A 25,004-nucleotide genomic window follows, 5' to 3' on the forward strand; every position below is an offset into this window, starting at 1 on the left:
CAGCGATCAGGAAACGGCGGGCGGGCCTCTTGGGCGTCCGGACGGGAACGCGCCGAGCGGCGTGAAGCGGGTGGAGAGGGCGGGCGGCACAGTGCCGGCAAGCGCGATCGCTGGCGGCGGTTCGACGGCCGCGACGCTCGGCATGGCGACGTGATGCTGGAGCAGATGGCAGTAGCCGCATGCGCCGAAGGCGTCGTCATGGCTGAGGTGGACGGGCGCCGGGTTGGCCTGGGTGGATTGGCTCACCAGGCTCTGATTGGCCGGCTGTAGCGCAGAACAGAGCGCCGCGAAGGGCTCGTTCGCGCGGTTCGACACCAGCATCTGACTCACGACCGGCGCGAACACGATAAGCCACATGGCGATCAGGCCAAGCCATGCGGTCATGCGGTTATGGGAGCGTGGAGTCATGGTGATGAACGTAAAGACGCGGGCGATTCTAGCATTGCCGCGCGGTCTTTTCTCCTGTGATTCCGCCTATAGCGTCGGATTAGAAGGCCGAAACCCGCTCATTTCGGGGCGTTACAGCTTCACCGTTTCCCTTAAGCTGCGTGGTAAATGTTCGGCTTTCCCTGTCGGCGCTTCGCCCCCCGCGCGACCGCGCAGAAAAGCGAAACGCCGGACAGGGCGTGCAAAACACGATTGACCCGGCCCGACCGCCGCCACCCGTTACCACGACTCATGACCGCCACGCAGACGCGCGCATCCTCGATAGCCGACATCAATCAGCAGGCGGCATTGCTCTGCAAAAGCGGGCAATTCGCCGATGCCTGGTCGTTGGTGGAGCCGATCCTCGAACCGCACGAGGAGGTGGCGGAAGACGCGCGGGCCGACGCGTTGAATATTGCGGGCGCTTGCTGGTACGGCATGGGCAACCTGTCCGATGCTGAAACCTACTGGCGCCAGTGTTTGCGGGCAAAACCCGACTATGCCGAGGTGTACAGCAGTCTCGGCATGCTGCTCAAGTCGCACGGCCGCCTGTCGGCGGCCAAGGCGGTCTATCGGCAACTGGTCGCGCTGCGTCCCGGCCAGGCCGACGCGCACAACAATCTCGGCACGGTGCTCTACGGGATGGGCTACAGGGACGAGGCGGAGGCGTCGTATCGTCAGGCGGTTGCGATCCGCCCCGACTACACAGAGGCGCACTACAACCGGGCTATCGTATTGCACGAACTGCGCCGCCTGCATGAGGCGGAAGTGGCCTATCGTGAGGCGCTGATCGGGCTGCCGGAACACGCCGAGGCGCACAACAACCTGGGCAACGTGCTGATGGAACTCGGCCGCGTTGCCGAGGCGGACGACGCGTACCGGCAGGCGCTGACCATCAAGCCCCAGTATCCCGAAGCGCTCAATAACCTCGGCGGTGTGCTGAAGGCGACGTACCGTCTGCCCGAGGCCGAGCTGGCTTGCCGGCTCGCGTTGGCGATTCGCCCGGATTACGCGGAGGCGCACCTCAACCTAGGTGCTGTGCTGGCGGATCTCAAGCGTCTACCCGAGGCTGAAGCGGCGTACCGGGAGGCCATCGCGCATCGCCCGGACTATGCCGAGGCGCACTACAACCTCGGCCTCGCGCTAACCAGTCTGGAGCGTCTGCCCGAGGCCGAAACAGCTTACCGGGAGGCGATTCGCTGCCGGCCCGACATCGTTCACGCGCACAACAACCTGGGCTGCGTGCTTCGTCAGCTCGACCGTTTGCCGGAGGCTGTCGATGCCTTCGCACAAGCGCTTGCGCTTCGGCCCGATCTGGCCGAGGCTCATTACAACGCCGGGGCCGCGCTGGCACAACTCAAGCGGCTGCCGGAAGCTGAAGCCGCTTACCTGCGGGCGCTGGCTTTACGCCCCGATTACGGCGATGCCAGGTTCGGTCTGGCTGTGCTGGTGCTCAGCATGGGCCGCTTTGAAGAGGGTTGGCGCTTGTACGAGTGCCGCTACGACCAGCCGGGCTTCGTGCATCACAAGACGCGTTCCATGTTGAGCTGTCCGCAGTGGCAAGGCGACACGCTCGCCGGCAAGACCTTGCTGGTCTGGCAGGAAGACGGGCTCGGCGATATGGTCCAATTCAGCCGCTATTTCGCCTTGCTCAAGGCGCAAGGGGCCGCGCATATCGCCTTTGCGTGCGTGCCTGCCTTGCACCGGCTGATGGCTTCGGTGGACGGCGTGGATGCCGTGCTCGATCACGATACGGCGTTGGCCCGCGTAGCCGCATCGACATACGATTGCTGGACGAGCCTGTTGAGCGCGCCGCTGCACTTGCGTACGGCGGTGGACACGATTCCGCGCCCGGTCCGTCTCGCGGCCGCACCGTCGCTCGTCGAAAAGTGGCGGCCGATGCTCGAGACAATGCCGCCCGGCCGCAAAGTCGGGTTGGTGTGGAAAGGCAATGCGAAACACCATAACGATGCAAACCGGTCGATCCCAACGCTAGCCACGCTCGCACCGCTCTGGAGCGTGCCGGGTCTGAGCTTCGTGAGTCTGCAAAAAGGCCAGGGTGAAGACGAGGCGCAAAAGCCGCCCGCCGGTCAGCCGCTGCTCGAACTCGGCTCGGCAGTGAACGATTTCGCGGACAGCGCCGCGATCATCGAACAACTCGATCTGGTGATCTGCGTGGATACGTCCACGGCGCATCTGGCCGCGTCGCTGGGCAAACCGTGCTGGGTGATGCTGCCGGAGAAAGATATCGACTGGCGCTGGATGCACGAGCGCAACGATTCGCCGTGGTATCCGCACACGCTGCGGCTATTCCGCCGGGCAGTGGGCGAAGACTGGGCCGTGTCGGTTGAGAGAGTGCGGCAGGCGTGTGTGGAGCGGTTTGCCGCTGAGCGCTCTACTGAACGTTTCACGACTCCGGATTCCTCACTTGACCTGCTGCCCACGCTTACGGCCCGATTGCGCTGACGCGTGGAACTGGCTCTCGGTCGCCTCGATCGCGTGGCCGAGGAACTGCAGGAACATGCTCATCGCGACGGTCGTGGTCAGATCGGAGCGTTGATAAAGGCAACTGAACGACTTCGCGCCGGCGTCGGCGAGCGCGGTCCATGCGAGCTTGCGCTGCGTCACGTCCTCCGCCACATTCTCCGCAATCAGGAAGCCGATCCCGACACCATCCGCGACGAGCCGGCGCACCATCGAAACCGAACTCGTCTCCACCAGCGGCCGCGCCTTGCGTTGCTCGCGGTGGTCGATCTGATCCACCATGGCCCGCAACTCCGTATCCGGTGACATGAGGATGAGCGGGTACTCGAGACAGTCGCGCAGTCGGGGCCGCTTGCCGAGCTTCGTCAGCGGATGCCCAGGTGGCGTGACCAGCCCGAGGTGTTGCGAGAAGGCGCGCACTTCCACGACGCCCGGCGGCGGCTTGCGGCGCAGGCCATAGCCGATGTCGGCTTCACCGGTCTCCACCCACTTGAGGATGCTTTCGCCGTTGCCCGAGCGCACGCTGTAAGTCACCCCCGGATAGCTTTTCATGGCGGCCTGAATCGCGTCGGGCACCAACTGCTCGGCCGACGAAGGCGACACCGCGAGGTTGATATGCCCGCGGCGCAGCGAACGCAGATCTTCCACCTGCGTCATCGCGTTGTCGAAATCGCGCTGTCCGCGCCGCACGGCAGCAATGATGATCTCGCCAGCCGTGGTGAGTTGCATGCCGCGCGGCAAACGGTCGAAGAGCGGCGAGCCGACCTGCTCCTCCAGGTTGAGGATTTGCTGGTGCACGGCGGCCGCGGTCAGGTGCAGCGATTCGGCCGCTTTGCGGATCGAACCGCGCCTCACCACCTCGTCGAAACAACGGAACGTCTGTGATATTGGACGCATAAATCGACCGTATGGTTTTTCCATACGGGCCGTAAAGAATAATCAGATTTTATTGACGGAATGAATAGCCTAGATTTCGCTTCATCATCTTAACGGAGCGAACCGTGACCACGACAGTCGATCAAATTACCCAGCGGCGCCGCGGCGTCGGCCTCATCGCTCACGACCCCAGGGTTTCATTCGGCGGGTATACGCTGATTGCGCCGCAAACGGCGGACGGCCACGTCTATCTCATCGATATCGAGGGCACAGTCGTGCACGAGTGGAAGATGCCGGTGCGGGCCGGACGCCACGCCGTAATTCTTCCCAACGGCAATCTCGGCTACAACGGCAACCATGCAAAATCGGAAAACCGTTACGCGCCATGGTCGATGTGGCACGGCGGCGATTTCTCCGAAGTCACGCCTGAGGGCGAAGTGGTCTGGCATTACGAAGATCCGGCGCATCATCATGACGCGCAGTGGCTTGCCAACGGCAACCTGCTTTACGCCGCGTGCGCACCCGTGCCGGCGGGATTTGCCGAGCGCGTGCCGGGCGGCACGGCGCACGGTCCCGACGAAGTCATGTACGCCGATGTGATCCGCGAAGTGAATCGCGCAGGCGAGCTGGTGTGGGAATGGAAAGCATGGGAGCACCTCAAGCCCGAAGACTTTCCGATCGCGGCCGGCTTCGGCCGGTATCACTGGCCGCTCGTGAACGGGCTCGGCGTGAATGCGAAGGGCGACGTGCTGATGAGCCTGCGCACCACGTCGGGCATCATCGCCGTCGATCGCAAGACCGGCAGCGTCACGATGCACGTTCCGCCGAGCGTGGTGTCGCACCAGCACGCACCCGTGGCGCTCGCCAACGGCAACATTCTCACGTTCGACAACGGCAATTTTCGTAGCGGTGCGCACGTCGCTTTCTCGCGTGTGCTCGAGATCGATCCGTCGAACAACGAGGTGGTGTGGTCGTACGCCGACGACATGGTGAATGCGTTCTACAGCGCTTTCATGGGCAACGCGCAGCGACTCGCGAATGGCAATACGCACATCACCGAGTCGGCAACGGGCCGCCTCTTCGAAGTGACGCCCGCTGGAGAAGTGGTATGGGAATACGTGATTCCCTGGTTCGGCCAGTACCCGGACGATGCGGCGCGCAAAACCGGCCCCGGCCAGTTGAACAGCGTCTTCCAGACTTTCCGCTACAGCCGCGAGCAATTGCCGTGGCTACGCGCCTGAACGCCGCGTTTTCGATCCCTCGGGGGTAACGTGAATCCAGACCCAGCCACACATAGCGTCGACGCGCGCTTGCCCGCATGGCAACTCGCGCTGTTCGGCTTGCAGCATGTCCTGTCGATGGCGGCTTCGCCCGTCACCGCGGTATTTCTGGTGTCGAGGATGCTGTCGCTCTCATCGGACATGACCGTGCAACTGATCGGCGCGACCTTCTTTGCCTGTGGCGCCGGCACGCTTCTGCAATCGCTCGGAGCAGGGTCGATCGGGGCACGGCTGCCCTTCGTGATGGTGCCGGGCGGCGCGCCCGCCATGCTGTTCGCCGTCATCGCCACGCAGACGGATCTGCGCACCGCCGCGGGCGCGGCGATTCTCACCAGCCTGTTCTACTGGCTCGTCCTGCCGGTATTCGCGCGTTGTCTGCGGTTTTTCCCGCGTGTGGTGGTGGGAACGATGCTGCTGCTCGTGTCAGTGAGCCTCATCAAGATTTACGCTGGCATCATCGTCGGGCAGCCGGGAACGCCTGGTTTCGCGCGGCCGCAGTCGCTCGGCCTCGCGTTGCTCACGATCGTGGCGACGCTGGCCGTAGCGCGCCTCTTCAAGGGCACGGTGGGTCGGCTTGCCGTGCTGCTCGGCCTTGCGATGGGGACGTGTGCTGGCTGGGCAATGGGACTGATGCCCGCAGGCGGCATGTGGGGCGGTCCGCTCTTCACGCTGCCGACTTTGCTGCCTTTCGGCATGCCCCGTTTCGACGTGCTCGCCGCGCTGCCGATGCTGATCTTCAGCGTGATCTCGATGGCCGAAGCAACGGGGCAGACGGTTGCCGTCGGCGAGATCACCGGCAAGAAGATCGACATGCGCCGCGATGTGCCGAGGACCATTCGCGGCGATGCGGTGGCGTCGTTGCTCGGCTCGCTGCTGGGCACCTCGCTCATCATTACGAGTGCGGAGAACATTGGCGTCGTGCAGACCACCGGCGTGCGCTCGCGCTACGTGACCGCGACGGCGGGTGCGATGCTGATGGTCATCGCGCTGCTTGCGCCGCTCGGACGCTTCGCTTACGCCATTCCCGCGCCAGTGGTAGGCGGCACGGCGCTGATCGTGTTCGCGATGATCGGCGTGATGGGCGTCAATCTGCTCGGCAAGGTCGACCTGCATGCACGCGGCAATCAGTACACGCTCGCCGCCGCGCTCGTGGCGGGGCTGATACCGATTCTGGTCCCCAATGTCTACGCATCGTTCCCGGGCTATTTGCAGATCGTGTTGGGCAACGGTATGGCGGCGGGGACGCTCACCGCCATCGTCGTCAATCTGGTTTTCGGCCCATGGCACCTTAGGCCCGCGGAGAAAATCCAGACAACCTGATGACCTCGGGCTTTAACGGCTCACGCACGCCCACGCAGTTCTCCCTCCAACGCTTCAACCAACACGCCATGAAAACCCATTTCGCTTTCCGCGCGACGCTCGTCGCGTGCCTGCCTGCGCTCGTCGTTTCGACCGCGGCCAACGCCCAGAGCAGCGTCACGCTGTATGGCAGTCTCGATGCGGGCCTTGGCTACGTGAGCAACCTGCACGGCGCTCACGCTTATATCGCTGAGCAGGGCACTTTCCAGGCCGATCGCTTCGGCTTCCAGGGCGTTGAAGATATCGGCGCGGGCCGCTCGGTGGTATTCAGACTCGAAAGCGGTTTCGTCACGACGACGGGCGCGTCCGCGAGCAGCAGTACCTTCTTCAATCGTCAGGCCTATGTGGGACTGTCCGATCCAATGCTCGGCACCGTGACGCTCGGCCGTCAGACCGACTGGAATTTCGATTGGCTCGGCTCGGTGTCGACCGGTCAACTGCTCGGCGACTTCTCTGCGTTCCACCCTGGCAATCTCGATGGCCTTGGAAGCACCTTGCCCGTGCAGTTGTCGAACACGGTGAAGTGGAAGAGTGCGAATTACAGCGGACTCAGTTTCGGTGCGCTCTACGGGTTTCCCGGCGCGTCGGCCAGCAACACCAACGGACGGACCGCCAGCTTCGGCGCTAACTATACGAATGGACCGCTCAAGCTGGTGGCGGTGTATTCCGAATACCGAGATCGTTTGCTACCGCTTTCCAATGGACTCGGCCTGACGTCGTTCGAAGGACAGACACTCGCGCCCGGCGCCTCCTTCAACGCGAAACAGGTACGCGACATGGGGATCGGCGGATCGTATCGTTTTGAACGCGTCACGCTGCATGCGCTCGCAACGGATGTGCGAATCCAGTCGGACGGTGGCAGCGAGCACTTTCGCACCGTCGACGGCGGCCTCAATGTGCGCCTGACGCCTGCGGAGGAGATTGCGGCGGGGGCATGGACCGCGACACTCGCGGGGAGTCGCTGGACTCAATTCACCGTGGCGAACGTATATTCGCTCTCGAAAGCGACTCAACTCTATGCCGACCTGATGTTCGAGACTGCGGGCGGAGGGGCGGTGGCGAATACGCTCGGGATCGGCGCGGCGTCAGGTGGAAGGCAGACGGTGTTTCTGAGCGGGATACATCACCTGTTCTGATTTGAGCGCGGGACGACGGGGTTGTATTCGCGTTGTGCCGCGTGTTCGAGAACATCGTTGAACAACGCGCTCCTTGAGGTGCCAAGCCGGTCTCGCGTTGAACTGAGCCATTCCGATAAACAGATTAGATGGTATTGCACGCTCCTTTAGGTGCTTCATGGCCACCTTCGAAACCTACAATAGTACCCATCACATAGTGAACATGGGCGGGTTGGAAATGGCAGGCAAGGCGATGTTGGTAGTGAGCGCGCATAGCGCCGATTTCGTGTGGCGAGCAGGTGGCGCAATCGCTCTGCACAAAAAAAATGGATACCGTACGAAGGTCGTGTGTCTTTCGTTCGGCGAGCGCGGGGAGTCGGCCAAACTCTGGCGCAAGGGCGAAATGACGATCGAGAAGGTCAAGGCGGCACGCAGGGAGGAGGCCGAGCGGGCCGTGGACATTCTCGGTGCGGAAGTCGAATTTTTCGACCTCAGCGATTACCCATTGCGCGTGCCCGACGAGGCCCTGATGCGCCTCGTCGATGTGTACCGTGAACTGCAGCCGGCGTTCGTGTTGAGCCATTCGCAGAAAGACCCGTACAACTTCGATCACCCGCTCGCCATGCACGTGGCGCAGGAGGCGCGGATCATTGCCCAGGCCGAAGGTCACAATCCCGGGCAGAAGGTGGTCGGTGCGCCGCCCGTCTACGCGTTCGAACCGCATCAAACCGAACAATGCGAATGGATGCCCAATACGTTCCTCGATATCACCGAGGTCTGGGACGTCAAGCGCCGTGCGATCGAGTGCATGGCGGGCCAGGAGCACCTGTGGGAGTACTACACGCGCGTCGCCCTGCAACGCGGCGTGCAGGCCAAGCGCAATATCGGCATCACCGCCGCGCGCGATATTCAATACGCTGAAGGTTATCAACGCATCACACCGGCCGTGACGGGAGATCTGGCATGAAGCGAGGCGTCGTGGTGACGACTATCCGCCGTGCCGATCCGCGCGATGTGGCCGTGCTGCAGCATGCGGGCGCCGCCGCCGTTCACGAGGCGCAGAACCGACTCGGCCTGCTCGCGTCCTACATGCGGCCGATCTACTCGGGGCCGGCTATCGCGGGGTCGGCGGTGACGGTGCTGGTGCCGCCGTCGGACAACTGGATGCTGCATGTTGCCGTCGAGCAATGCCGCGAGGGTGACGTTCTCGTTGTGGCGCCGACTTCGCCCTGCGAGGACGGCTATTTCGGCGACCTGCTCGCGACTTCGCTCGCGGCGCGCGGCGTGTGCGGACTGATCATCGACGCGGGATGCCGCGATGTTGCCTCGCTCAGGGAAATGAAATTTCCAGTCTGGTCGAAGGCCGTGTCCGCACAAGGGACAGTCAAGGAAACGCTCGGGTCGGTGAATATTCCGGTGGTCTGCGCGCAGCAGATCGTGAATCCAGGCGATGTCATCGTTGCGGATGATGACGGCGTGGTCGTCGTGCCGCTCGATACCGTGGCGAGTGTTGCGCAGGCGTCGCAAGCACGCATGGCGAAGGAAGAGAAGACGCGTTCGGTGCTGGCCGCCGGCACGCTGGGACTCGACTACTACGCGATGCGTGACAAGCTCGCGCAAAAGGGCCTGCGCTACGTTGCCTCGGCCGACGATATTTGACGGAGAGGCGAGGTCATGGCCAGTCGCGCGCAAACGCGTATTCCGTGCATGATGATGCGCGGTGGCACGTCAAAGGGCGCCTACTTCATGGCGTCGGATTTGCCGGCCGATTCCGCTCTTCGGGACCGTGTTCTGCTTGCCGTGATGGGCTCACCCGATCCGCGTCAGATCGATGGTATCGGCGGTGCCGATCCGTTGACGAGCAAGGTGGCGATCATCTCGCCCTCCACGCGCAACGATGCCGACGTCGACTATCTGTTTGCACAAGTCGTTGTGAACGAGGCGCGGGTCGATTTCGGACAGAACTGCGGCAACATTCTCGCGGGCGTCGGCCCGTTTGCGATCGAACGCGGTCTCGTGGATGCGCAGGATGGCAGCACACGGGTCGCGATTCACATGGTGAACACCGGGCAGATCGCGGTGGCGACGGTAAGCACGCCGGGACGCCAGGTCACCTACGAAGGCGATGCCCGCATTGACGGTGTGCCAGGCCTCGCAGCGGCGATTCCGCTCGAGTTCAGGGACACGGCTGGTTCCACCTGCGGCACGCTGCTGCCTACAGGGCATCTCAAGGATACGGTCGACGGTATCGACGTGACGTGCATCGACAACGGCATGCCCCTCGTGCTGATGCGAGCGGGCGATTTCGATCGCACAGGCTACGAAACGCGCGAGCAACTCGACGCGGACGGGGAACTGAAAGCGCGCATCGAAAAGATCCGGCTTGCTGTGGGGCCAATGATGAATCTCGGCGACGTGAGCGCGCGCACGGTCCCGAAGATGTGTCTGGTGGCCGAGCCTCGCCAGGGCGGCACGATCAGTACGCGCAGCTTTATTCCCCATCGCTGCCACGCGTCGATCGGTGTACTCGGCGCGGTGAGCGTGGCCACGGCCGCGGTGCTGCCGGGTACGGTCTGCGAGGGCCTCGCCGATGTGGACGCTGACGGCGCGCGAAAACGCGTGTCGGTTGAGCACCCGACAGGCGAGTTCACGGTGGAGCTCGTTCCCGGCGGCAGCCTAGGCCAGCCTGAAGTGCTGAGCGCGGCGCTGTTGCGCACGGCGAGGTGGCTGTTCGACGGCGCAGTCGGCATTCCTTCTGCAGTTTGGCCGGCACGGACATGAGCGGACTTCAAGCGGATCGCGTCCGTCGGTTTCGGCACGGTTAGCGGTATGGCGGGTTGTGGAATTCAACCCGATAAATAAGTCAGAGGCCTCTGCGCTGATTGAAATTCTGACAATTATTGAAATTGATGTGCGTTGTAATAAATATTTCGCAGTGTCGAGGTATGGGTGGCCGCCGCGATAAAGTGCCGGTCTATAAATACAATATTCAAATATAAACAGGCTCGGTGAATTTAAAGTGGATCGGTAGCGTTAATTAAGCCATCGATTCAAACATTGGCGGGTTGATCGGATCAACCCATCGGCCTTACCAGGCCTGCATCCACGGGGCGTCGGCGGTGTTATCGGGGCGCATTACGAGGCCACGCGATGCGAAGCTATTCAACAGACAAAACAGCCGTTTTGATAAAGCGCATCCCGCATATTGCATTTGAAAATTGAGCGGTTATGATGGCGTCTCCCAGATGCGATTTCTCGAACGATCGCTTGCGGAGACGGCAGGAACATTTGCCGGGCATTAAATCTAGAGGGGGTAATTAATACTTCCCGCGCAGGTGGACTAAATCGAGGAGACGATATGTTGAGTCCCCATGAATTCGCTACGTTAATGCTCATCAAGAACGCCCCGGATCAGATCGAACTGGGCCGCGCCGAGCTCGACGCTCTGCTCGAGCGACAACTCATTTCCCTTGAAAACCTCGCGTCGGGACGCTCACGTCCTCAGATCACAAGCGAAGGCGATTCCATTCTCAAGGCGGTTGCCCGGATGCGCTAGGCATCTGCATCCGCGGCACCCACGTCGATTTATTCACCATCACGGTCCGCCGCAGCACGCCCGTCCGATAGGGGCTTCGCGCGCCGGACCGAATTTTGAGGAATTCACAATGACTCTATTGAGTCCCGAGCAGGTTGCCGCACAGAAGGCCAACGTCGACGCGTTCTTCGGGGCGGCCGGAAAGATCTTTGAAGGCTTCGAAAAACTGGTTGCGCTGAACCTGCAGGCTGTCAGGGCCACGCTGGCCGAGACGCAGGAAAACATGGCAAAGGTGCCCGGCACGACGGAGCCGCCGCAATGGTTCGCGCTGCAAGCCGGTTTCACCGCACCCTTCGCGGAAAAATCGCTGTCATACGGTAAGCAGGTGTTCGAGATCGCATCGAGCACTCAGGCTGAAGTGACGCAACTTGCACAGGCGCACTACGAGCGCTATAACGATCGCGTACAGGCATTCGTCGAAGAAACGGCGAAGCATGCTCCCACCGGCTCCGAAGCAGCAGTCGCCGCGTGGAAATCCGCGATTGCCGCCACCACGACTCTGTACGAAACGCTGCAGAAAACGGGACAACAGGCCGTGCAGTTTGCCGGGAGCAATCTTGATGTCGTCACAGCCACGGCGTCACAAGCCGCACAAAGCAACGGTGAGAAAGCTCCCGTAGCTGCGGGAGCGAAGCGATAGAACTGACGCGGGCAGCAATGCCCGTGGCGAGGTCTCCGGTATATATGAAGGATTGCTGATGGGTGCTGGGATCATGAATTCCAGCATCCAATTCGTGGACTGAAGTCAAGCCGATACCGATAGTTCGCTAGTTCTGCAATGGAGGTCGCGATGAGTGAAGCAGTGGGAATCGTTATGGGTTCGTTCGTGCTGGCGATGGCACCTGTGTTCGTCACCGCTCATTATTACCGGGAGCAGATGCGTCGCAAGCGGCTTAGACATCTCGATCACCGCCACTACTGGCCGCATTGGAGCAAAGCCCGGCATTGAGCCTTCGCGCTCGCCAGACTGTTATTGCCGTACCTGGGTGCTGCTGCGTTCCAAGGCGCAGCAGGCATCTTCGGATTCTGCTGGACCTCTCGACCCACAGAATTTTCCAAGCCAAGGCTTCACGCCTTGGCTTTTTTTTGTGCTCGTCCCTCATGGAAATCCCGTACGGATCTTCGGTCTCCGTGTAAGCCGAGGGAAGGATTCGCTCTCCTAGAATCGGCCCATCGATGCAGACGGGCGGCACTCCGCCGCACCGGACAATAACGGAGACTATCGATGACCCCTCGCTTTCGCACACTGCGCCATATCGCCGTTGCTTCCGGCCTGCTGTTCAGTCTTGCGTCGCAGCACGCGATAGCAGCCGACGGCGAGAAGATCACGATCATGGTCGGCGGTATCACGAAGCTGATCTATTTGCCGGCGCGCCTGACCGAACAGCTCGGCTATTTCAAGGATGAAGGGCTCGATGTCGAGCTGCTGTCGCAGCCGGCGGGCGTAGACGCCGAGAACGAACTGCTGGCCGGCGCCGTTCAGGCTGTCGTCGGTTTCTACGACCATACGATCGATCTGCAAACCAAGGGCAAGGACGTCAAGGCGATCGTCGTGTTCGGGCAGGTGCCGGGCGAGGTCGAAATGGTATCGACCAAAGCGGCCGAAACGGTCAAATCGATGGCGGACGTGAAGGGCAAGACGCTGGGTGTGACTGGCCTCGGTTCTTCGACCAGCTTCCTTACGCAATACCTCGCTGGACAGCACGGCATCCAGTCCACGCAATACACGATGCTGCCGGTGGGCGCCGACGCCAGCTTCATCGCGGCGATCAAACAAGGCCGCATCGACGCCGGCATGACGACCGAGCCGACCGTCTCCGCATTGCAGAAGTCCGGCGACGCAAAGGTGCTTGTCGACATGCGCTCGGTGGAGGGCACGAAGGCCGCGTTGGGCGGCACCTACCCGGCGTCGAGCCTCTATGTCCAGGCTGCATGGGCCGATTCTCACAAGGCGGAAGCAGCAAAGCTTGCGCACGCGTTCGTTCGCACGATGCAGTTCATCCACACGCATAGCGCGGAAGAAATTGCAGCGAAGATGCCTGACGACTATCAGAAAGACAAAGCGCTTTACGTGAGCGCGTTGAAAGCGTCGCTGCCCATGTTTACGAAGGACGGCAAGATGCCGGCCGACGGTCCCGAGACCGTGCTGAAGGTGCTGTCGGCGTTCAACCCGTCAGTCAAAGGCAAGCATATCGAGCTGGCGAAAACCTACACCAACGAGTTCACCGGTTCGAAATAAGCCGGCGCTGCCGGTCGCTGCCGCCGGCCGGTTGCAGTGTGACTTCGTTGCGCCGCCGGTGCCGCTTTCGCGGTACCGGCATCCTGCACCGTTTTGCCTGATGAATCCCGTTGTCTCCAAAGACGCCCGGTGATCGAGTTCGACGCCAGTAGCGTGCCGTTTTTTTTCTCCGAACGGCCTGCAACGCTGAAAAGGGGTCGGCAGCTCCTGCGCAGCATCGATACCGCGCAGCGAACGCCCGAATTGGCGACGTATATCGGTGAATTCACTTAGTTGTGCCGGTGATGCGGGAAAGCGGCGTGAAGGATTGAGAAAACTAGGATTGCGCTCATCGACTGATCGGGGCTGTTGTCCGGATCTCTGGACGGCAGTCACCGCAGTCGGCGAGAACGAAAATTTCAATGTTGTAATCAGAGGAGACGATCGTGAAGAAAAAGTATCTGGCTTTGGCCGCTACGGCAGGCGCTTTTGCAGCAACCGGCGCGCACGCCCAATCGAGTGTTCAGCTCTATGGCCTGATGGATCTGAGCGTACCGACCTATCAGTCGCACGCGAATGCGAACGGCGATCACGTGATCGGCATGGGTATCGGCGGCGAACCGTGGTTCAGCGGCAGCCGCTGGGGCCTGAAGGGCGCGGAAGATATCGGTGCCGGTTCGAAGATCATTTTCCGGCTTGAAAGCGAATACGTTGTCGCCAACGGCCAGATGGAAGATCCGGGCCAGATCTTCGACCGCGACGCATGGGTGGGCATCCAGAACGACGCATTCGGCAAGATTACGGCAGGGTTCCAGAACACGATCGCACGCGACGCATCGACGATTTATGGCGATCCGTACGGCACCGCGAGTCTGACGACGGAAGAAGGCGGCTGGACGAACGCGAATAATTTCAAGCAGATGATTTTCTACGCGGCCAGCGCAACCGGCACACGTTATAACAATGGCGTGGCATGGAAGAAACTGTTCGACAACGGCATTTTCGCCAGCGCAGGTTACGCATTCGGCAACTCGACGAGTTTCGGCTCCAACGCCAACTACCAGGCAGCGCTCGGGTACAACGGCGGCCCGTTCAACCTGTCGGGCTTCTATAGCCACGCGAATCGCGTCGGCTTTACCAATCAGACGTTCTCGGTGGGTGGCAACTACACGTTCGGTATTCTGCGCGCCAATGCGGGTTACTTCCGTTACCTGGGCAATCAGGGCGGGCTCGGCCAGCGTCAGGACAACGCCTTTACGGTATCGCTCAAGCTGTCGCCGAAGGGGCCGTTCGACTACGAACTAGGTTATCAGCAGATGCGCGTGAAGAACGCCGCTTACAACAGTGACGGCGACATCCCGAACGCGAACATCGGCGCTTTCGATCCGACGTCGGGTCTCCACAACGGTTACAAGGAAACGCTGTACTGGTCCGCGTTCTATCACCTGTCCAAGCGTACTGAAGTGTATCTGGCTGGCGACTACATGAGACTGCATGGCGGCTACACAGTCGGAACCACGTTCGGCGCGACCAATCAGCTCGAACTGACTTCGGGCGTGCGCACTCGCTTCTGATCCAGGAATCAGATTCGCTCTGAACCGTTCATCGATATGCTCCTGCTAGCGGCGGCGGACTTATCCGCCCGCCGTTTTTTTTGGGGCTCGCCATGTGCAACCTGCCACGCCGACCGAAGGTCCAAGAAGTAGCGTATGCGGTAGATGCGAGGAGGTGTGCGATGAACGGTCGAGCAGCAGTGCGGTGCATTTGCGCCGCTTTACTCACGTGCAGCTTTCTCGCAGGTCTCGCCGGATGCAATGCGCTAAGCGGTCCACCGGCGGCGGAATGGCCAGGGCCTCACACCCCTTATCCTTTCCCGGACGATGTTCCGCATCGTACCGAATGAGCCGCACGCACCCCGTCACGCCACTCCACTCCACGTCAACCGACGGCCCCGCACGTGACGTTCGGCGCAGTGTACGGGGACGGATACGCGGACGTGGGGCCGCTGAGCAGGCGCAGGCGCTGAGTCGCCAATACGTCTGCTTCCGTCGTTTCGCGTCGGGTGAGCGTGGTACTGGCGTCGCGCACAGCGGTCAGGGGCTCATTCACAGCACAGCTCAGCGTTTTGCCGTCGGAAAGGCGCACCGTTGTCGAATAGGCGTAATTCGGCTGCACGGCCTGGCTATCGGCAGCCCAGAACGCGGCGACGGCGAATAGTGCTAACAAAAAAGGTTGGCTTTTCATATTGCTTCCGTTGTCTTGATCGTCACTATTCGACCAAGGCAACAGCAGCATATTCTGGCGATCTTTGTAATTCTGAATTCCAGTTTCCAGTGACTTTGCCGCGTTAAAGCTGGTTTGCGGCGATGCTGATCGTCCGCGTGACATCGACAACCGAGAGCCGGATCGCGTCGATCAACGCGCGTGCCGCAGGCGAGGGCGTGCCGGCTGCCCGCATGGTCAGTCCTATGTCGCGCCGGGTGTTGTGCAACTGCACGTCGAGCACCGCCAGTTGACCAGATTGAACCTCGTAGTGCAGTTGCTGGCCCGATAACGCCGCGACCATGTCCGTGCCGAGCAGCAGCCCACGAATCACCGCAAGGTCTGCTGTCTCGACCGTGGGCATGGGTGGCTTCACTTTCATTCGTTTGAATTGCGCTTCAAACAGGGCGCGAGCCGGCGCATTGCTGCGCGGCACGATCCACTGCGCGTCGCGCAAATCCATGATGGTCAGATCGCGAGCGCGAGTCAGTGCGTGATCGCGGCGCACCAGAACGACCATATCTTCCGACATCAGACGCTCGTTCTTCAGACCGCTGCTGGCGTCGTTATCGCGCAGCGCGCCGAGAATGAAGTCGATATCGCCCGCGCGCAGGCCGGCGACCAGCGCCTCATAGGCGCTTTCGTCAGTGACGACTCTCACGCCCGGATGCTGCACGGTCATCCGCGCAATCGCCTTGGGCAGAAGCAATGTGCGCCCGAGCGGTAATGCGCCCACCGTCACCGCACCCTGAATCTTGCCGTGCAAGGCGGCGATATCGTCGGGCACATGCCGCAATTCGTTCAATGCGCGGCGCACATGAAGCAGAAACGTTTCGCCCTCCGTGGTGAGCAGGATGCCGCGCGGGCTGCGATGGAACAAACTCAAACCGGAGCCGCTTTCCAGCACCCGGATCGCGGTGCTCACGGCCGGCTGACTGATACCAAAGGTCTTTGCCGCGCTCGGCATATGCCGATGACGCGCCAATGCGATGAATAGCTGAAGCCGCCGGGTATTGAGCAGATAGGCCGGCAGCGCGCCTTCTGCGGTCGGCCGCCGGCGTGCCTGCCTCGCCGAGCACCACTGCGCGAGTTCCTCCAGTTCGGCGAAGATCCGCTCGCACCGCTGCAGCACAGCGCGGCCCACGGGCGTCGGCAGCATGCCGGAGGGGCCGCGATCGAAGAGGGGCTCACCGAGGGCCGACTCCAGTTCCTGCACCGAACGCGTCACAGCGGACTGAGCGCGAAATAGAGCCGCTGCCGCACGCGTGGCGCTACCCATTTCGGCAACGAGTCGAAATGCGCGCAGTTGCGCCAGGTTGAGGAGTTCTTTGCTGCTCACGGATGGCGGCGTTCTGGCTGGCGGATATTCAACGCGTCCGCGATCATGTGCTGGGTGATCTGGTTCATGGGTGTCTGCTCATTCGAGGCCATCAAGTATAGCGACGCATCAAGTCTCATACCACGCTTGCCAGACGGCTTGCGACTTCGTTTCCCGGGCATCTGTTTTGTTTATCGCATGTGAATAGTCAGGAGGGTGGAGCGGGACTCGGCACGCCCGCCAGCGATAGCCCGAACCCCATATCCGGTGGGGCTTTCAGTGTTTATCCGTCTGCCGCCCACTGGCAATCAGGGCGCTTGCGAGCAATTTAACCGGTGCGAATGTGGTTTACCCGTACTTTCGGCAAGCCTGCATGATCCTTATGGTTGCACCATCAGGATGGTTGCAAGGGCTGCCGCCCGGTAGCGGCGACCCATCCGATTAGTATTTGATCACGCGCGGCACGAAGTAACGGAAGACAACGGGATATGGCAAGGATCATTGGTGGAATCGGCACGTCGCATGTGCCCACTATCGGCATGGCGTACGACAAGGGCAAGCAGAACGATCCCGCGTGGGCGCCGCTGTTCAAAGGCTACGAACCGGTGGCCGATTGGCTCGCCGAGCGCAAGCCGGACGTGATGGTGATGTTCTACAACGACCACGCGAACAGCTTCTTCTTCGATTGCTATCCGACTTTCGCGCTAGGTGTATCGGCCAATCACGAGTTCGCGGACGAGGGCGCAGGCAAGCGCCCGCTGCCGGACATTGCCGGTCATCCCGATCTGGCGATTCACATTGCGGAGCAGCTCGTCAACGACGAGTTCGATCTGACGATTTTCCAGGACCGTGCACTCGATCACGGATGCAATTCCCCGCTTTCGCTGATGTTGCCTCACGACGGCGGCTGGCCGATGTCGCTCGTGCCGATGGAAGTCAACGTGCTGCAATATCCGCTGCCCACCGCGAACCGCTGCTACCGTCTCGGTCAGGCGCTGCGCCGGGCGATTGAGTCGTTCGAGCAGGATCTGGATGTCGTGGTGGTCGGCACCGGCGGGTTGTCGCACCAGGTCCACGGCGAGCGAAGTGGCTTCAACAACACCGATTGGGACATCGAGTTCCTCGATCTGATCGTGCATGAGCCGCAACGTCTCGCCGCGATGAAGCATGTCGACTATGTGCGCCTTGGTGGCGCGGAGAGCGTGGAGACAATCATGTGGCTCGCGATGCGCGGCGCGCTCGGGCCGAAGGTACGGGAACTGCATCGCAGCTATTACCTTGCGACGAGCACCGCGATGGCCGTGACCCTCTACGAAGAGGAGGTGACGCAATGAACCCGCAACTGATCGGTATCGAGGAATTGACGGGCACCTATCCGTTCGACATCCGCCAGAGCATGAAAGCGATGCGCCTGAATCGGTTCTTCTGGCAGATGCGCGAAGCGCCGGCTCGCACGCTGTGGCTGGAGAACCGGACCGCTGCATACGACGCGGTCAGCCTGACGGCGGAGGAGCGCGCGCTCGTTGACAACACGGATTGGATTGGACTGATTCGATATGGCGTGTGTTTCTTCGTGCTCGAGAAATTCGCACGCGTAGTGAAGATTACGAACCTGGGCATGTACGCCAGCATGCGAGGCGAAACACTCGAGGCGTTTCTGAAAACGCGCAGGGTGCCGGAAGCCGTCTAAGGCTACTTGACCCTGCGCCGCATCTTTTTTTAGCGGCTTTTTCATTTCAATACCAAGAAGACCCCGGCTTTGACAGAACGCCGGGGCGGGAAACTGTTTTCTCCGGAGACACGCATGAAATCTGCAGACTCAGTCGACATCAAGGCGTTTATCGACGCACGCAAGATGTCGGCGTACCAATGGCTGGTGCTCGTTCTATGTTTTCTGATCGTCATGATGGACGGGCTGGACACGGCCGTGATGGGCTTTGTCGCGCCCGTCATCATGCATGACTGGAATGTCAGCCGGGCCGCCTTCGGTCCCGTGATGAGCGCCGCGATGGTGGGCCTTGCAATCGGCGCGCTGGCTGCAGGGCCGATTTCCGATCGCATCGGGCGCAAGAAAGTGTTGATTGCCTCCGTGCTTTGCTTCGGTTTCTTCAGCCTGACGTGCGCATTCGCCGACTCACCCGTGGAACTCGTTGCGCTGCGCTTTCTGACGGGCCTGGGCCTCGGCGCCGCGATGCCGAACTCGACCACGCTGCTCTCCGAATACGTGCCGTCGCGCAGTCGCTCGCTGTTGCTCACGATCATGTTCACCGGCTTCAACTTCGGTTCGGGGGCCGGCGGATTCGTGGCGGCTTCGCTGATTCCGCACTTCGGCTGGCGCGCGGTGTTCATGTTCGGCGGTATCTTGCCGATCCTCAGTATTCCCGTGCTGTTGTGGCTGCTGCCTGAGTCCGCACGTTTGATGCTGGTGCGCAAGATGTCGACCGAGCGCATCTCAGCAACGCTTGGCCGCGTTTGCGGACATGTCTTCGGGAAAGACGTGCGCTTCACCGCGCCCGAACCTGTGGTCGCTGCGAAGGCGCCGGTGCGGATGCTGTTCGCGGACGGCTACGCGTTCAGCACGCTGATGCTGTGGCTCACGTACTTCATGGGCCTGCTGATCATCTATCTGCTCACTGGCTGGCTGCCCACGTTGATCAAGGACGCCGGCTTGCCGGTCGAGCGTGCCGCTGCGATCACCGGCATGTTCCAGTTGGGCGGCACCGTGGGTGCCGTCGCGGTCGGCTTCGCGATGGACCGCATGGATCGCAATGCGGTGATCGGTGCGGCGTATCTGCTCGGCGGCGTGTTCATCTTCGCGCTGGGTATGGGCACGCTCAAATCGAACCTGCTGCCGGTTCTCGTTACCTGTGCCGGTTTTTTCATGAGCGGCGCACAGACCGGTCTCAATGCGCTTGCCCCGAGCTGTTATCCGACACGTGCCCGTGCAACCGGCGTGAGCTGGATGCTTGGGTTCGGCCGGCTCGGCGGCATTCTCGGTTCGCTTGTGGGTGGCGCTTTGCTGTCGCTGGGATTCAGTTTCGAAACCGTATTCGCGGTACTCGCTGTGCCTGCGCTGATCGCTGCTGTGGCGATTGTCATGAACCGTCTCGCGCTGCGCTTTATCACCAGTCCCGTGGCTGACGCTTGAACGCGTTTGCAGCGAGCCCACGCAGCGGCGTGTTGGCTGCTGTGCGCACGGCATCCCTTACCAGAAATTATCGAAGGAGAGCAGACATGAGTGGCGATTTGAGCGTGAGCGGAAGTGGAAATGGGATCAACAAGGGTGAGACGGCGAATGTGACGGAATGGCCGAACCGTATGGCCATGATTCGCGCGGGTGTGATCGGCGGATTGGTCGGCGCCGTGATCATCTGGATTTACGAAGCGCTCATCTGGGTAGGGGCGCAGCACTTGATGCCGTTGGCGGGCATTCCACGCAACGCGACGGGGCTGGTGTTCGGCAAGCAGGTGCAGGAATCAATCGGGGTATGGGCTTATATCGTCGGCACGGGCATTCACTTCGTGTTCGCGTCGGCTTGGGGCGTTTTGTTCGCGGCAATCTGGCCTTACTTTCGCCGACGCGGATACGAAGCCACTTTCGTGGCGCTGTTTTACGCGGTTTTCGCGTGGATCGCGATGCATGTGGCGATCATGATCGCCTCCGACAACCATCCGAACTACTACGACCCGGCGGTGATCATTGGTGGCTTCATGTCCCATATCTTCTTCACGGTCCCCTTGGCCTTGACGGTAAAGCGACTGCTGCAACCGCAAGGCCGATAGAACAAAGTGTTTGGCGAACCTCGAGCGTCAATGCCGATTAAGACAATTTCAACAACACGTGTGATTTGGAGATCTGCAGCATGAATAAAAGTATCAGACGAGTAGACGTTGCGCTGTTGGGAGCAGCGATCGCGGCTTCCGTGCCGGCTTTCGCGCAAAACAGCGTCACGTTATACGGTATCGTCGACAACGGCTTCTCCTATACGAACAATCTGACGTCGCTCGGCTCCACTAGCGGAGGAAAATCGGCCGTCAAAATGGCGCAAGGTGTATTTGCGGGCAGCCGCTTCGGCCTGAAGGGCGCGGAAGACCTGGGTGGCAACACAAAGGCGATCTTCCAGCTCGAGTCCGGCTTCAATTCGGCAACCGGTGCCCAGCAATACACCAACGCGATGTTCGGGCGCCAGGCATGGGTCGGCGTGACCAATCCGGCGTACGGTACCTTCACGGCGGGCCGCCAATACGCTTCGTACTACCAGATGCTCTCACCGTATAGCCCGACCACCTGGATCACCGGGTACTACGGCGCGCATCCTGGCGATATCGACGGCCTCGACACGATCTACCGTGCGAACAACACGCTGGAGTACACGTCGCCGAAGCTCTATGGCCTGACCGTGAGCGGCTCGTATTCGCTGGGCGGCGTGGCGGGCAGCACGAATCAGGGCTCGACCTGGGCGACCGGGGTCCAGTATGCGATGGGGCCGGTCGGCCTCGCAGTCGGCTTCTCGCGAATCAATAACTCGACCGCGGGCGGCGGCTCATGGGGCTCGGATTCGACCACCACGAACGGCGGCTCGCAAATCGGCGTATCCGCGTTGACGAACGGCTACCAGACCGCGCAGGCGCAACAGCGTTTCGCGGTGGGTGGCGGCTATAAGTTCAACGGCGCGTGGGATATCACGGCGACCTATTCGAACGTCCAGTACATTCCGGGCAGCGGCTCGAAGTTCCACGATACGGCGATCTTCAATACGGCTGGTACCGTCTTGCATTGGAAACCGGCCGTTGCGTGGGATTTTGCCACGGGGTACAGCTATACCCGTGCTACACGCGCGAACGGCATTCAGGACAGTGCGCAATATCACCAGTTCAATCTCTCCGAGTACTACGCATTGTCCAAGCGCACGGGTTTGTATGCGTTGGAGGCTTATCAGAAGGCGAAGGGCAAGACGCTGGGCGCCAACGGCGCCGGGCAGATCATCGACGCCACGGCGACACTCGGCGATGGGTATAACAGTACGCCGTCTTCCTCAGGCAGTCAGTTGGCGGTGGGTGTGGGCATTATTCACCGGTTCTGATTGGTAGTTTTTACGGTGAGAAAGGCCGGGGTCAGTTCAGACCCGGCCTTTCTGCTTTTCGTGAACGCTTGCATGGTCGCGTGCCGGTTACCCAAACCTATTACATCCGAGGTAATTGGCGAGCCGCACGCTCACGCCTAATCTTCGGTCATCGCGCAACTCATCCCGAGCGGCGCTTACGATCGAGGACACACCATGTCGACGTTTCACATTCACACGATTGAATCCGCACCCGAACAATCCAGGCCAGTGCTTCGGCAACTCGAGCAGAACTTCGGTCTTATCCCCAACATCGCGGGGGCGATGGCTGAATCGCCGGTGCTGATTGGCGGCTTTATCGGTATCTTCCAGAAGGTTCATGCGGGTACTTTCTCGGAAGCGCAGATACAGACTCTATTGCTGACTAACGCAGTGACCAACGCGTGTTCATGGGCAGTTGCGTTTCACACCGCGCTCGCGCTGAAAGAGGGCCTTTCACCCGCCGATGTCGAAGCGATTCGCGATGGCCGAGCACCTGCCGATCGCAAGCATGCCGCGTTGTCGACCTTGACGAAAACAGCGATCGAGAAGCGCGGACACCTGGGTGACAATGACGTGAACTCATTTCTCGAAGCCGGCTTCCGTCGGGACCAGGTGCTTGAAGTCCTCACGGTGCTGGCTGCTTCCACAATCACGAACTACGCCGGCAACATCACTAAGCCGCCGCTCGAAGCGCCGTTCCAGGAATATGTCTGGACCGCGTAAGCCACGTCTGGAAGGGCCGGTCCGCAACTGGGAGTATGCTGACCGGCGCGGTTCGAACGGCCGGTTGGCGCCGGACATGCACGCTGCTCCAGCGCCATCGATCACCGAACCTGATTTGTATCGACTTGCGGACGAGAGACCGATGAATCCTGCGAATCCCGAAAGGAAGACGCCGCCGAATGAACTCGGCGCGTTGTTGCGTCACTGGAGAGACATGCGCGGCATCAGCCAGTTGGACCTGTCGTTCAACGCGGGTGTCTCGCAGCGTCACATCAGTTTTATCGAAAGCGGACGCAGCGTGCCGAGCCGGCAGATGCTGTTGGATATCGCTCAGACGCTCGACATTCCTCTGCGCGAACGCAACACGTTGCTATTGGCAGCGGGCTATGCGCCGATGTATGCCGATGGCGCCTGGAACGCACAGGAAATGCAGAGCGTCACGAAAGCACTCGGGCGAATGTTGCGCCAGCACGAGCCGTTTCCCGCGCTCGTCATGGACCGCTACTGGAACGTGCTGATGACCAACGAATCTGCGCCGCGTTTTTTTAATTGCTTCATCGATATGGCTGCGCGCAAGGGGCCGCGCAACATGCTGCATCTGATTTTCGATCCGGATGGGATGCGTCCGTTCGTTGCCGATTGGCAAACGGTGTCGAATAGCCTGATTCAGCGTGTCTATCGGGAGTCGGTTGGTCGCGTGGTCGATGAACAGACGCACGAGTTGCTTGCCGCGCTGCGTGCGTATCCGGATGTGAAGGCTGATATGAAGTCTTCTCAGCGCACCGTGGAAACCGGGGCCGCTGCTGCGGCCATGCCGGTGATCCCCATCGGCTTCGTCAAGGACGGCAAGGTCCTGAACTACTTTTCAATGGTCGCAACCGTGGGCACGCCGCAAGCCGTCGCGGCACAGGAGCTGCGTATCGAATGCATGTTCCCCGCAGACGACGAGACAGAAGCGCATCATCTTGAGATGATCGACGCGACCCAGCAACAGCACTGAGCGGCAGAGGCAAGCGAATCGCTACTGCCGCTTCACCTCATCAGAACCGGTGCCGCAAGCCAATGCTCACAATAGCCTGCGACTGCGTGTCCGACGAGTGGCTGTTGCCCTTGTCGCTGACCGACGCGGTCGCCGCGACCGGATTGCCGAGCGCATCCAGCGTGACACCGGACGCGTGCTGATAGCCGCCCATCAGATAGACGGTCGAACGCTTCGAGAGGTTGTACTGCGCGCCGAGCGTCACGTTGTGATATTGCGCGCGCTCATCCACACCTTCCACTTCGCCGCCGCGCGTGTAGCTGTAGCCCGCGAATAGTTGCACGGCCGGGCGGATCGTCCACTGTCCGAACACGCCTGCGATATTGAACGTCGCGTGCCCGTTGAACAACGAATCGGCTCCCGAGCGGTACTGCACGTTGCTGTAGTTCACACCGAGGATGGCCGGGCCAAAATTGTAGGTAGCGCCCGCGCCGATGATCTGTTGCGATTGCGCGCTGGCGTAGCCTTCATTGATCGACGAATTGAACAGGCCGTCGTCGGTGCCGTTCCATTTGCCGACCGTCGAGTCTTTCGGCCCGGTCTTGCTGTTATCCGAACGCTCGTAGCCGACGCCTACATGCAGCGGGCCGTTGCCGTACCCCGCGCCCACGCTCCACGTATTCTGCTGTTTCAGGCTGCCCGGTTGACCGCCGAATCCATACAACGCGCCGAACGTAAAACCCGAGTAGTTCGCGCTTGTGTACTTGACCGAGTTGTTGACGCGCGCGGTCTGATCGAGATCGTCGATATCGCCCGGATGCGCGCCGTAGCCGCCGACCATCGCGACCGGCGCAACGGGGGCGACGAAATCGTTCAGCGAGGTGTACTGGCGGCCGAGCGTGACCGTGCCGTATTGCTGGCTGCCGATGCCGACGAACGCCTGACGGCCGAACAAGCCGCCGTTCTGGCCGGTCTTGCCGTTGGTGATGTCGAAGCCGTCTTCGAGCAGGAACAGCGCGTTCCAGCCGCCGCCGAGGTCCTCCTGGCCCTTGATGCCGAAGCGGCTGCCGGAGAGGTTGCCGCTCGTCAACGCGACGTTCGAGTGTCCCGTGTAAGCGCCGACTGAGCCGGTGCGCTCGTTGCTGCGATAGCTGATACCCGCATCAACGATGCCGTACAGCGTGACGGAACTCTGCGCGAACGCGATACCTGCGAAGGACAACAGCAGGGGTGCAGCAATCAATTGCTTTTTCATCGTGGTTAT

The 25,004-nt window shown here is 61.2% G+C and carries 24 protein-coding genes; 19 read left to right on the top strand and 5 right to left on the bottom strand.

What is annotated here, in order from left to right:
• Positions 1-6: 6 nt before the first annotated feature.
• Positions 7-408, bottom strand: a complete 402-nt coding sequence (locus tag PQQ86_RS26800) for a DUF2946 domain-containing protein (RefSeq protein ID WP_408273782.1) — start codon at positions 406-408, stop codon at positions 7-9.
• Between the two features lie 270 nt (positions 409-678).
• On the opposite strand from PQQ86_RS26800, the gene PQQ86_RS26805 reads away from it, so the two are divergent.
• A complete protein-coding gene (locus tag PQQ86_RS26805) occupies positions 679-2,892 on the top strand; it encodes a tetratricopeptide repeat protein (protein WP_408273785.1) in 2,214 nt (737 codons plus the stop codon).
• Here the strand turns inward: PQQ86_RS26805 and PQQ86_RS26810 are convergent.
• Positions 2,851-3,807: a LysR family transcriptional regulator gene (locus tag PQQ86_RS26810; protein ID WP_408273788.1), complete on the bottom strand. Its 957-nt coding sequence runs from the start codon at positions 3,805-3,807 to the stop codon at positions 2,851-2,853. The genes PQQ86_RS26805 and PQQ86_RS26810 overlap by 42 nt on opposite strands.
• Before the next feature lie 104 nt (positions 3,808-3,911).
• Between PQQ86_RS26810 and PQQ86_RS26815 the strand changes: the two genes are divergently transcribed.
• The 11 genes from PQQ86_RS26815 to PQQ86_RS26865 all read left to right on the top strand — a co-directional run bounded on the left by PQQ86_RS26815 (position 3,912) and on the right by PQQ86_RS26865 (position 14,927).
• A complete protein-coding gene (locus PQQ86_RS26815; protein WP_408273790.1) occupies positions 3,912-5,027 on the top strand; it encodes an aryl-sulfate sulfotransferase in 1,116 nt (371 codons plus the stop codon).
• Positions 5,028-5,057: 30 nt separating this feature from the next.
• Positions 5,058-6,386 (top strand): uracil-xanthine permease family protein, encoded by a 1,329-nt coding sequence (locus PQQ86_RS26820; RefSeq protein ID WP_408273792.1) that lies wholly within the window; start codon positions 5,058-5,060, stop codon positions 6,384-6,386.
• A 68-nt stretch (positions 6,387-6,454) separates the two neighbouring features.
• A complete protein-coding gene (locus PQQ86_RS26825) occupies positions 6,455-7,561 on the top strand; it encodes a porin (RefSeq protein WP_408273794.1) in 1,107 nt (368 codons plus the stop codon).
• 202 nt (positions 7,562-7,763) lie between these two features.
• The gene (locus PQQ86_RS26830; RefSeq protein WP_408279368.1) at positions 7,764-8,507 is read left to right on the top strand and encodes a PIG-L deacetylase family protein; all 744 of its coding nucleotides are present in this window, start codon (positions 7,764-7,766) and stop codon (positions 8,505-8,507) included.
• Positions 8,504-9,199, top strand: coding sequence for a 4-carboxy-4-hydroxy-2-oxoadipate aldolase/oxaloacetate decarboxylase (locus PQQ86_RS26835; RefSeq protein WP_408273796.1), 696 nt, complete (start codon positions 8,504-8,506; stop codon positions 9,197-9,199). The genes PQQ86_RS26830 and PQQ86_RS26835 overlap by 4 nt, the downstream gene beginning before the upstream one ends.
• A gap of 15 nt (positions 9,200-9,214) precedes the next feature.
• Entirely contained in the window at positions 9,215-10,321 is a 1,107-nt protein-coding gene (locus PQQ86_RS26840) for a 4-oxalomesaconate tautomerase (RefSeq protein ID WP_408273800.1), read from the top strand.
• A gap of 577 nt (positions 10,322-10,898) precedes the next feature.
• Positions 10,899-11,096 carry a hypothetical protein gene (locus PQQ86_RS26845; protein ID WP_054038930.1) on the top strand — a complete coding sequence of 66 codons (198 nt, stop codon included), beginning with the start codon at positions 10,899-10,901 and terminating at the stop codon, positions 11,094-11,096.
• 109 nt (positions 11,097-11,205) lie between these two features.
• Complete coding sequence (locus PQQ86_RS26850; RefSeq protein WP_408273803.1) at positions 11,206-11,775, top strand: phasin family protein; 570 nt, start codon at positions 11,206-11,208, stop codon at positions 11,773-11,775.
• Positions 11,776-11,925: 150 nt separating this feature from the next.
• The gene (locus tag PQQ86_RS26855) at positions 11,926-12,084 is read left to right on the top strand and encodes a hypothetical protein (RefSeq protein ID WP_408273806.1); all 159 of its coding nucleotides are present in this window, start codon (positions 11,926-11,928) and stop codon (positions 12,082-12,084) included.
• 276 nt (positions 12,085-12,360) lie between these two features.
• A complete protein-coding gene (locus PQQ86_RS26860; RefSeq protein WP_408273808.1) occupies positions 12,361-13,374 on the top strand; it encodes an ABC transporter substrate-binding protein in 1,014 nt (337 codons plus the stop codon).
• Positions 13,375-13,799: 425 nt separating this feature from the next.
• A complete protein-coding gene (locus PQQ86_RS26865; protein WP_408273810.1) occupies positions 13,800-14,927 on the top strand; it encodes a porin in 1,128 nt (375 codons plus the stop codon).
• 364 nt (positions 14,928-15,291) lie between these two features.
• On the opposite strand, the gene PQQ86_RS26870 is transcribed toward PQQ86_RS26865, so the two are convergent.
• Both PQQ86_RS26870 and PQQ86_RS26875 read right to left on the bottom strand, forming a co-directional pair.
• Positions 15,292-15,648 carry a hypothetical protein gene (locus PQQ86_RS26870; protein ID WP_408273812.1) on the bottom strand — a complete coding sequence of 119 codons (357 nt, stop codon included), beginning with the start codon at positions 15,646-15,648 and terminating at the stop codon, positions 15,292-15,294.
• A gap of 52 nt (positions 15,649-15,700) precedes the next feature.
• Positions 15,701-16,954 carry a LysR family transcriptional regulator gene (locus PQQ86_RS26875; RefSeq protein WP_408273815.1) on the bottom strand — a complete coding sequence of 418 codons (1,254 nt, stop codon included), beginning with the start codon at positions 16,952-16,954 and terminating at the stop codon, positions 15,701-15,703.
• A 467-nt stretch (positions 16,955-17,421) separates the two neighbouring features.
• Here PQQ86_RS26875 and PQQ86_RS26880 point away from each other — a divergent pair, with 467 nt between their 5' ends.
• From PQQ86_RS26880 to PQQ86_RS26910, 7 genes are all read left to right on the top strand, one after another.
• Positions 17,422-18,267, top strand: a complete 846-nt coding sequence (locus tag PQQ86_RS26880) for a gallate dioxygenase (protein ID WP_093637918.1) — start codon at positions 17,422-17,424, stop codon at positions 18,265-18,267.
• The gene (locus PQQ86_RS26885; RefSeq protein WP_408273823.1) at positions 18,264-18,623 is read left to right on the top strand and encodes a protocatechuate 3,4-dioxygenase; all 360 of its coding nucleotides are present in this window, start codon (positions 18,264-18,266) and stop codon (positions 18,621-18,623) included. Before PQQ86_RS26880 ends, PQQ86_RS26885 begins: the two co-directional genes overlap by 4 nt.
• 114 nt (positions 18,624-18,737) lie before the next feature.
• Complete coding sequence (locus PQQ86_RS26890; RefSeq protein WP_408273825.1) at positions 18,738-20,081, top strand: MFS transporter; 1,344 nt, start codon at positions 18,738-18,740, stop codon at positions 20,079-20,081.
• Between the two features lie 86 nt (positions 20,082-20,167).
• The gene (locus tag PQQ86_RS26895; protein WP_408273828.1) at positions 20,168-20,716 is read left to right on the top strand and encodes a hypothetical protein; all 549 of its coding nucleotides are present in this window, start codon (positions 20,168-20,170) and stop codon (positions 20,714-20,716) included.
• Between the two features lie 80 nt (positions 20,717-20,796).
• On the top strand, positions 20,797-22,017 hold the full coding sequence (locus tag PQQ86_RS26900; RefSeq protein ID WP_408273831.1) for a porin: 1,221 nt from the start codon (positions 20,797-20,799) through the stop codon (positions 22,015-22,017).
• A gap of 195 nt (positions 22,018-22,212) precedes the next feature.
• Complete coding sequence (locus tag PQQ86_RS26905; protein WP_408273833.1) at positions 22,213-22,761, top strand: carboxymuconolactone decarboxylase family protein; 549 nt, start codon at positions 22,213-22,215, stop codon at positions 22,759-22,761.
• A gap of 142 nt (positions 22,762-22,903) precedes the next feature.
• A complete protein-coding gene (locus PQQ86_RS26910) occupies positions 22,904-23,761 on the top strand; it encodes a helix-turn-helix domain-containing protein (RefSeq protein WP_408273836.1) in 858 nt (285 codons plus the stop codon).
• 40 nt (positions 23,762-23,801) lie between these two features.
• Here the strand turns inward: PQQ86_RS26910 and PQQ86_RS26915 are convergent, their stop codons facing one another.
• A complete protein-coding gene (locus PQQ86_RS26915) occupies positions 23,802-24,995 on the bottom strand; it encodes a porin (protein WP_408273839.1) in 1,194 nt (397 codons plus the stop codon).
• Positions 24,996-25,004 lie beyond the last annotated feature (9 nt).

The organism is Paraburkholderia sediminicola, assembly GCF_046026675.1.
Lineage (GTDB): Bacteria > Pseudomonadota > Gammaproteobacteria > Burkholderiales > Burkholderiaceae > Paraburkholderia > Paraburkholderia sediminicola_F.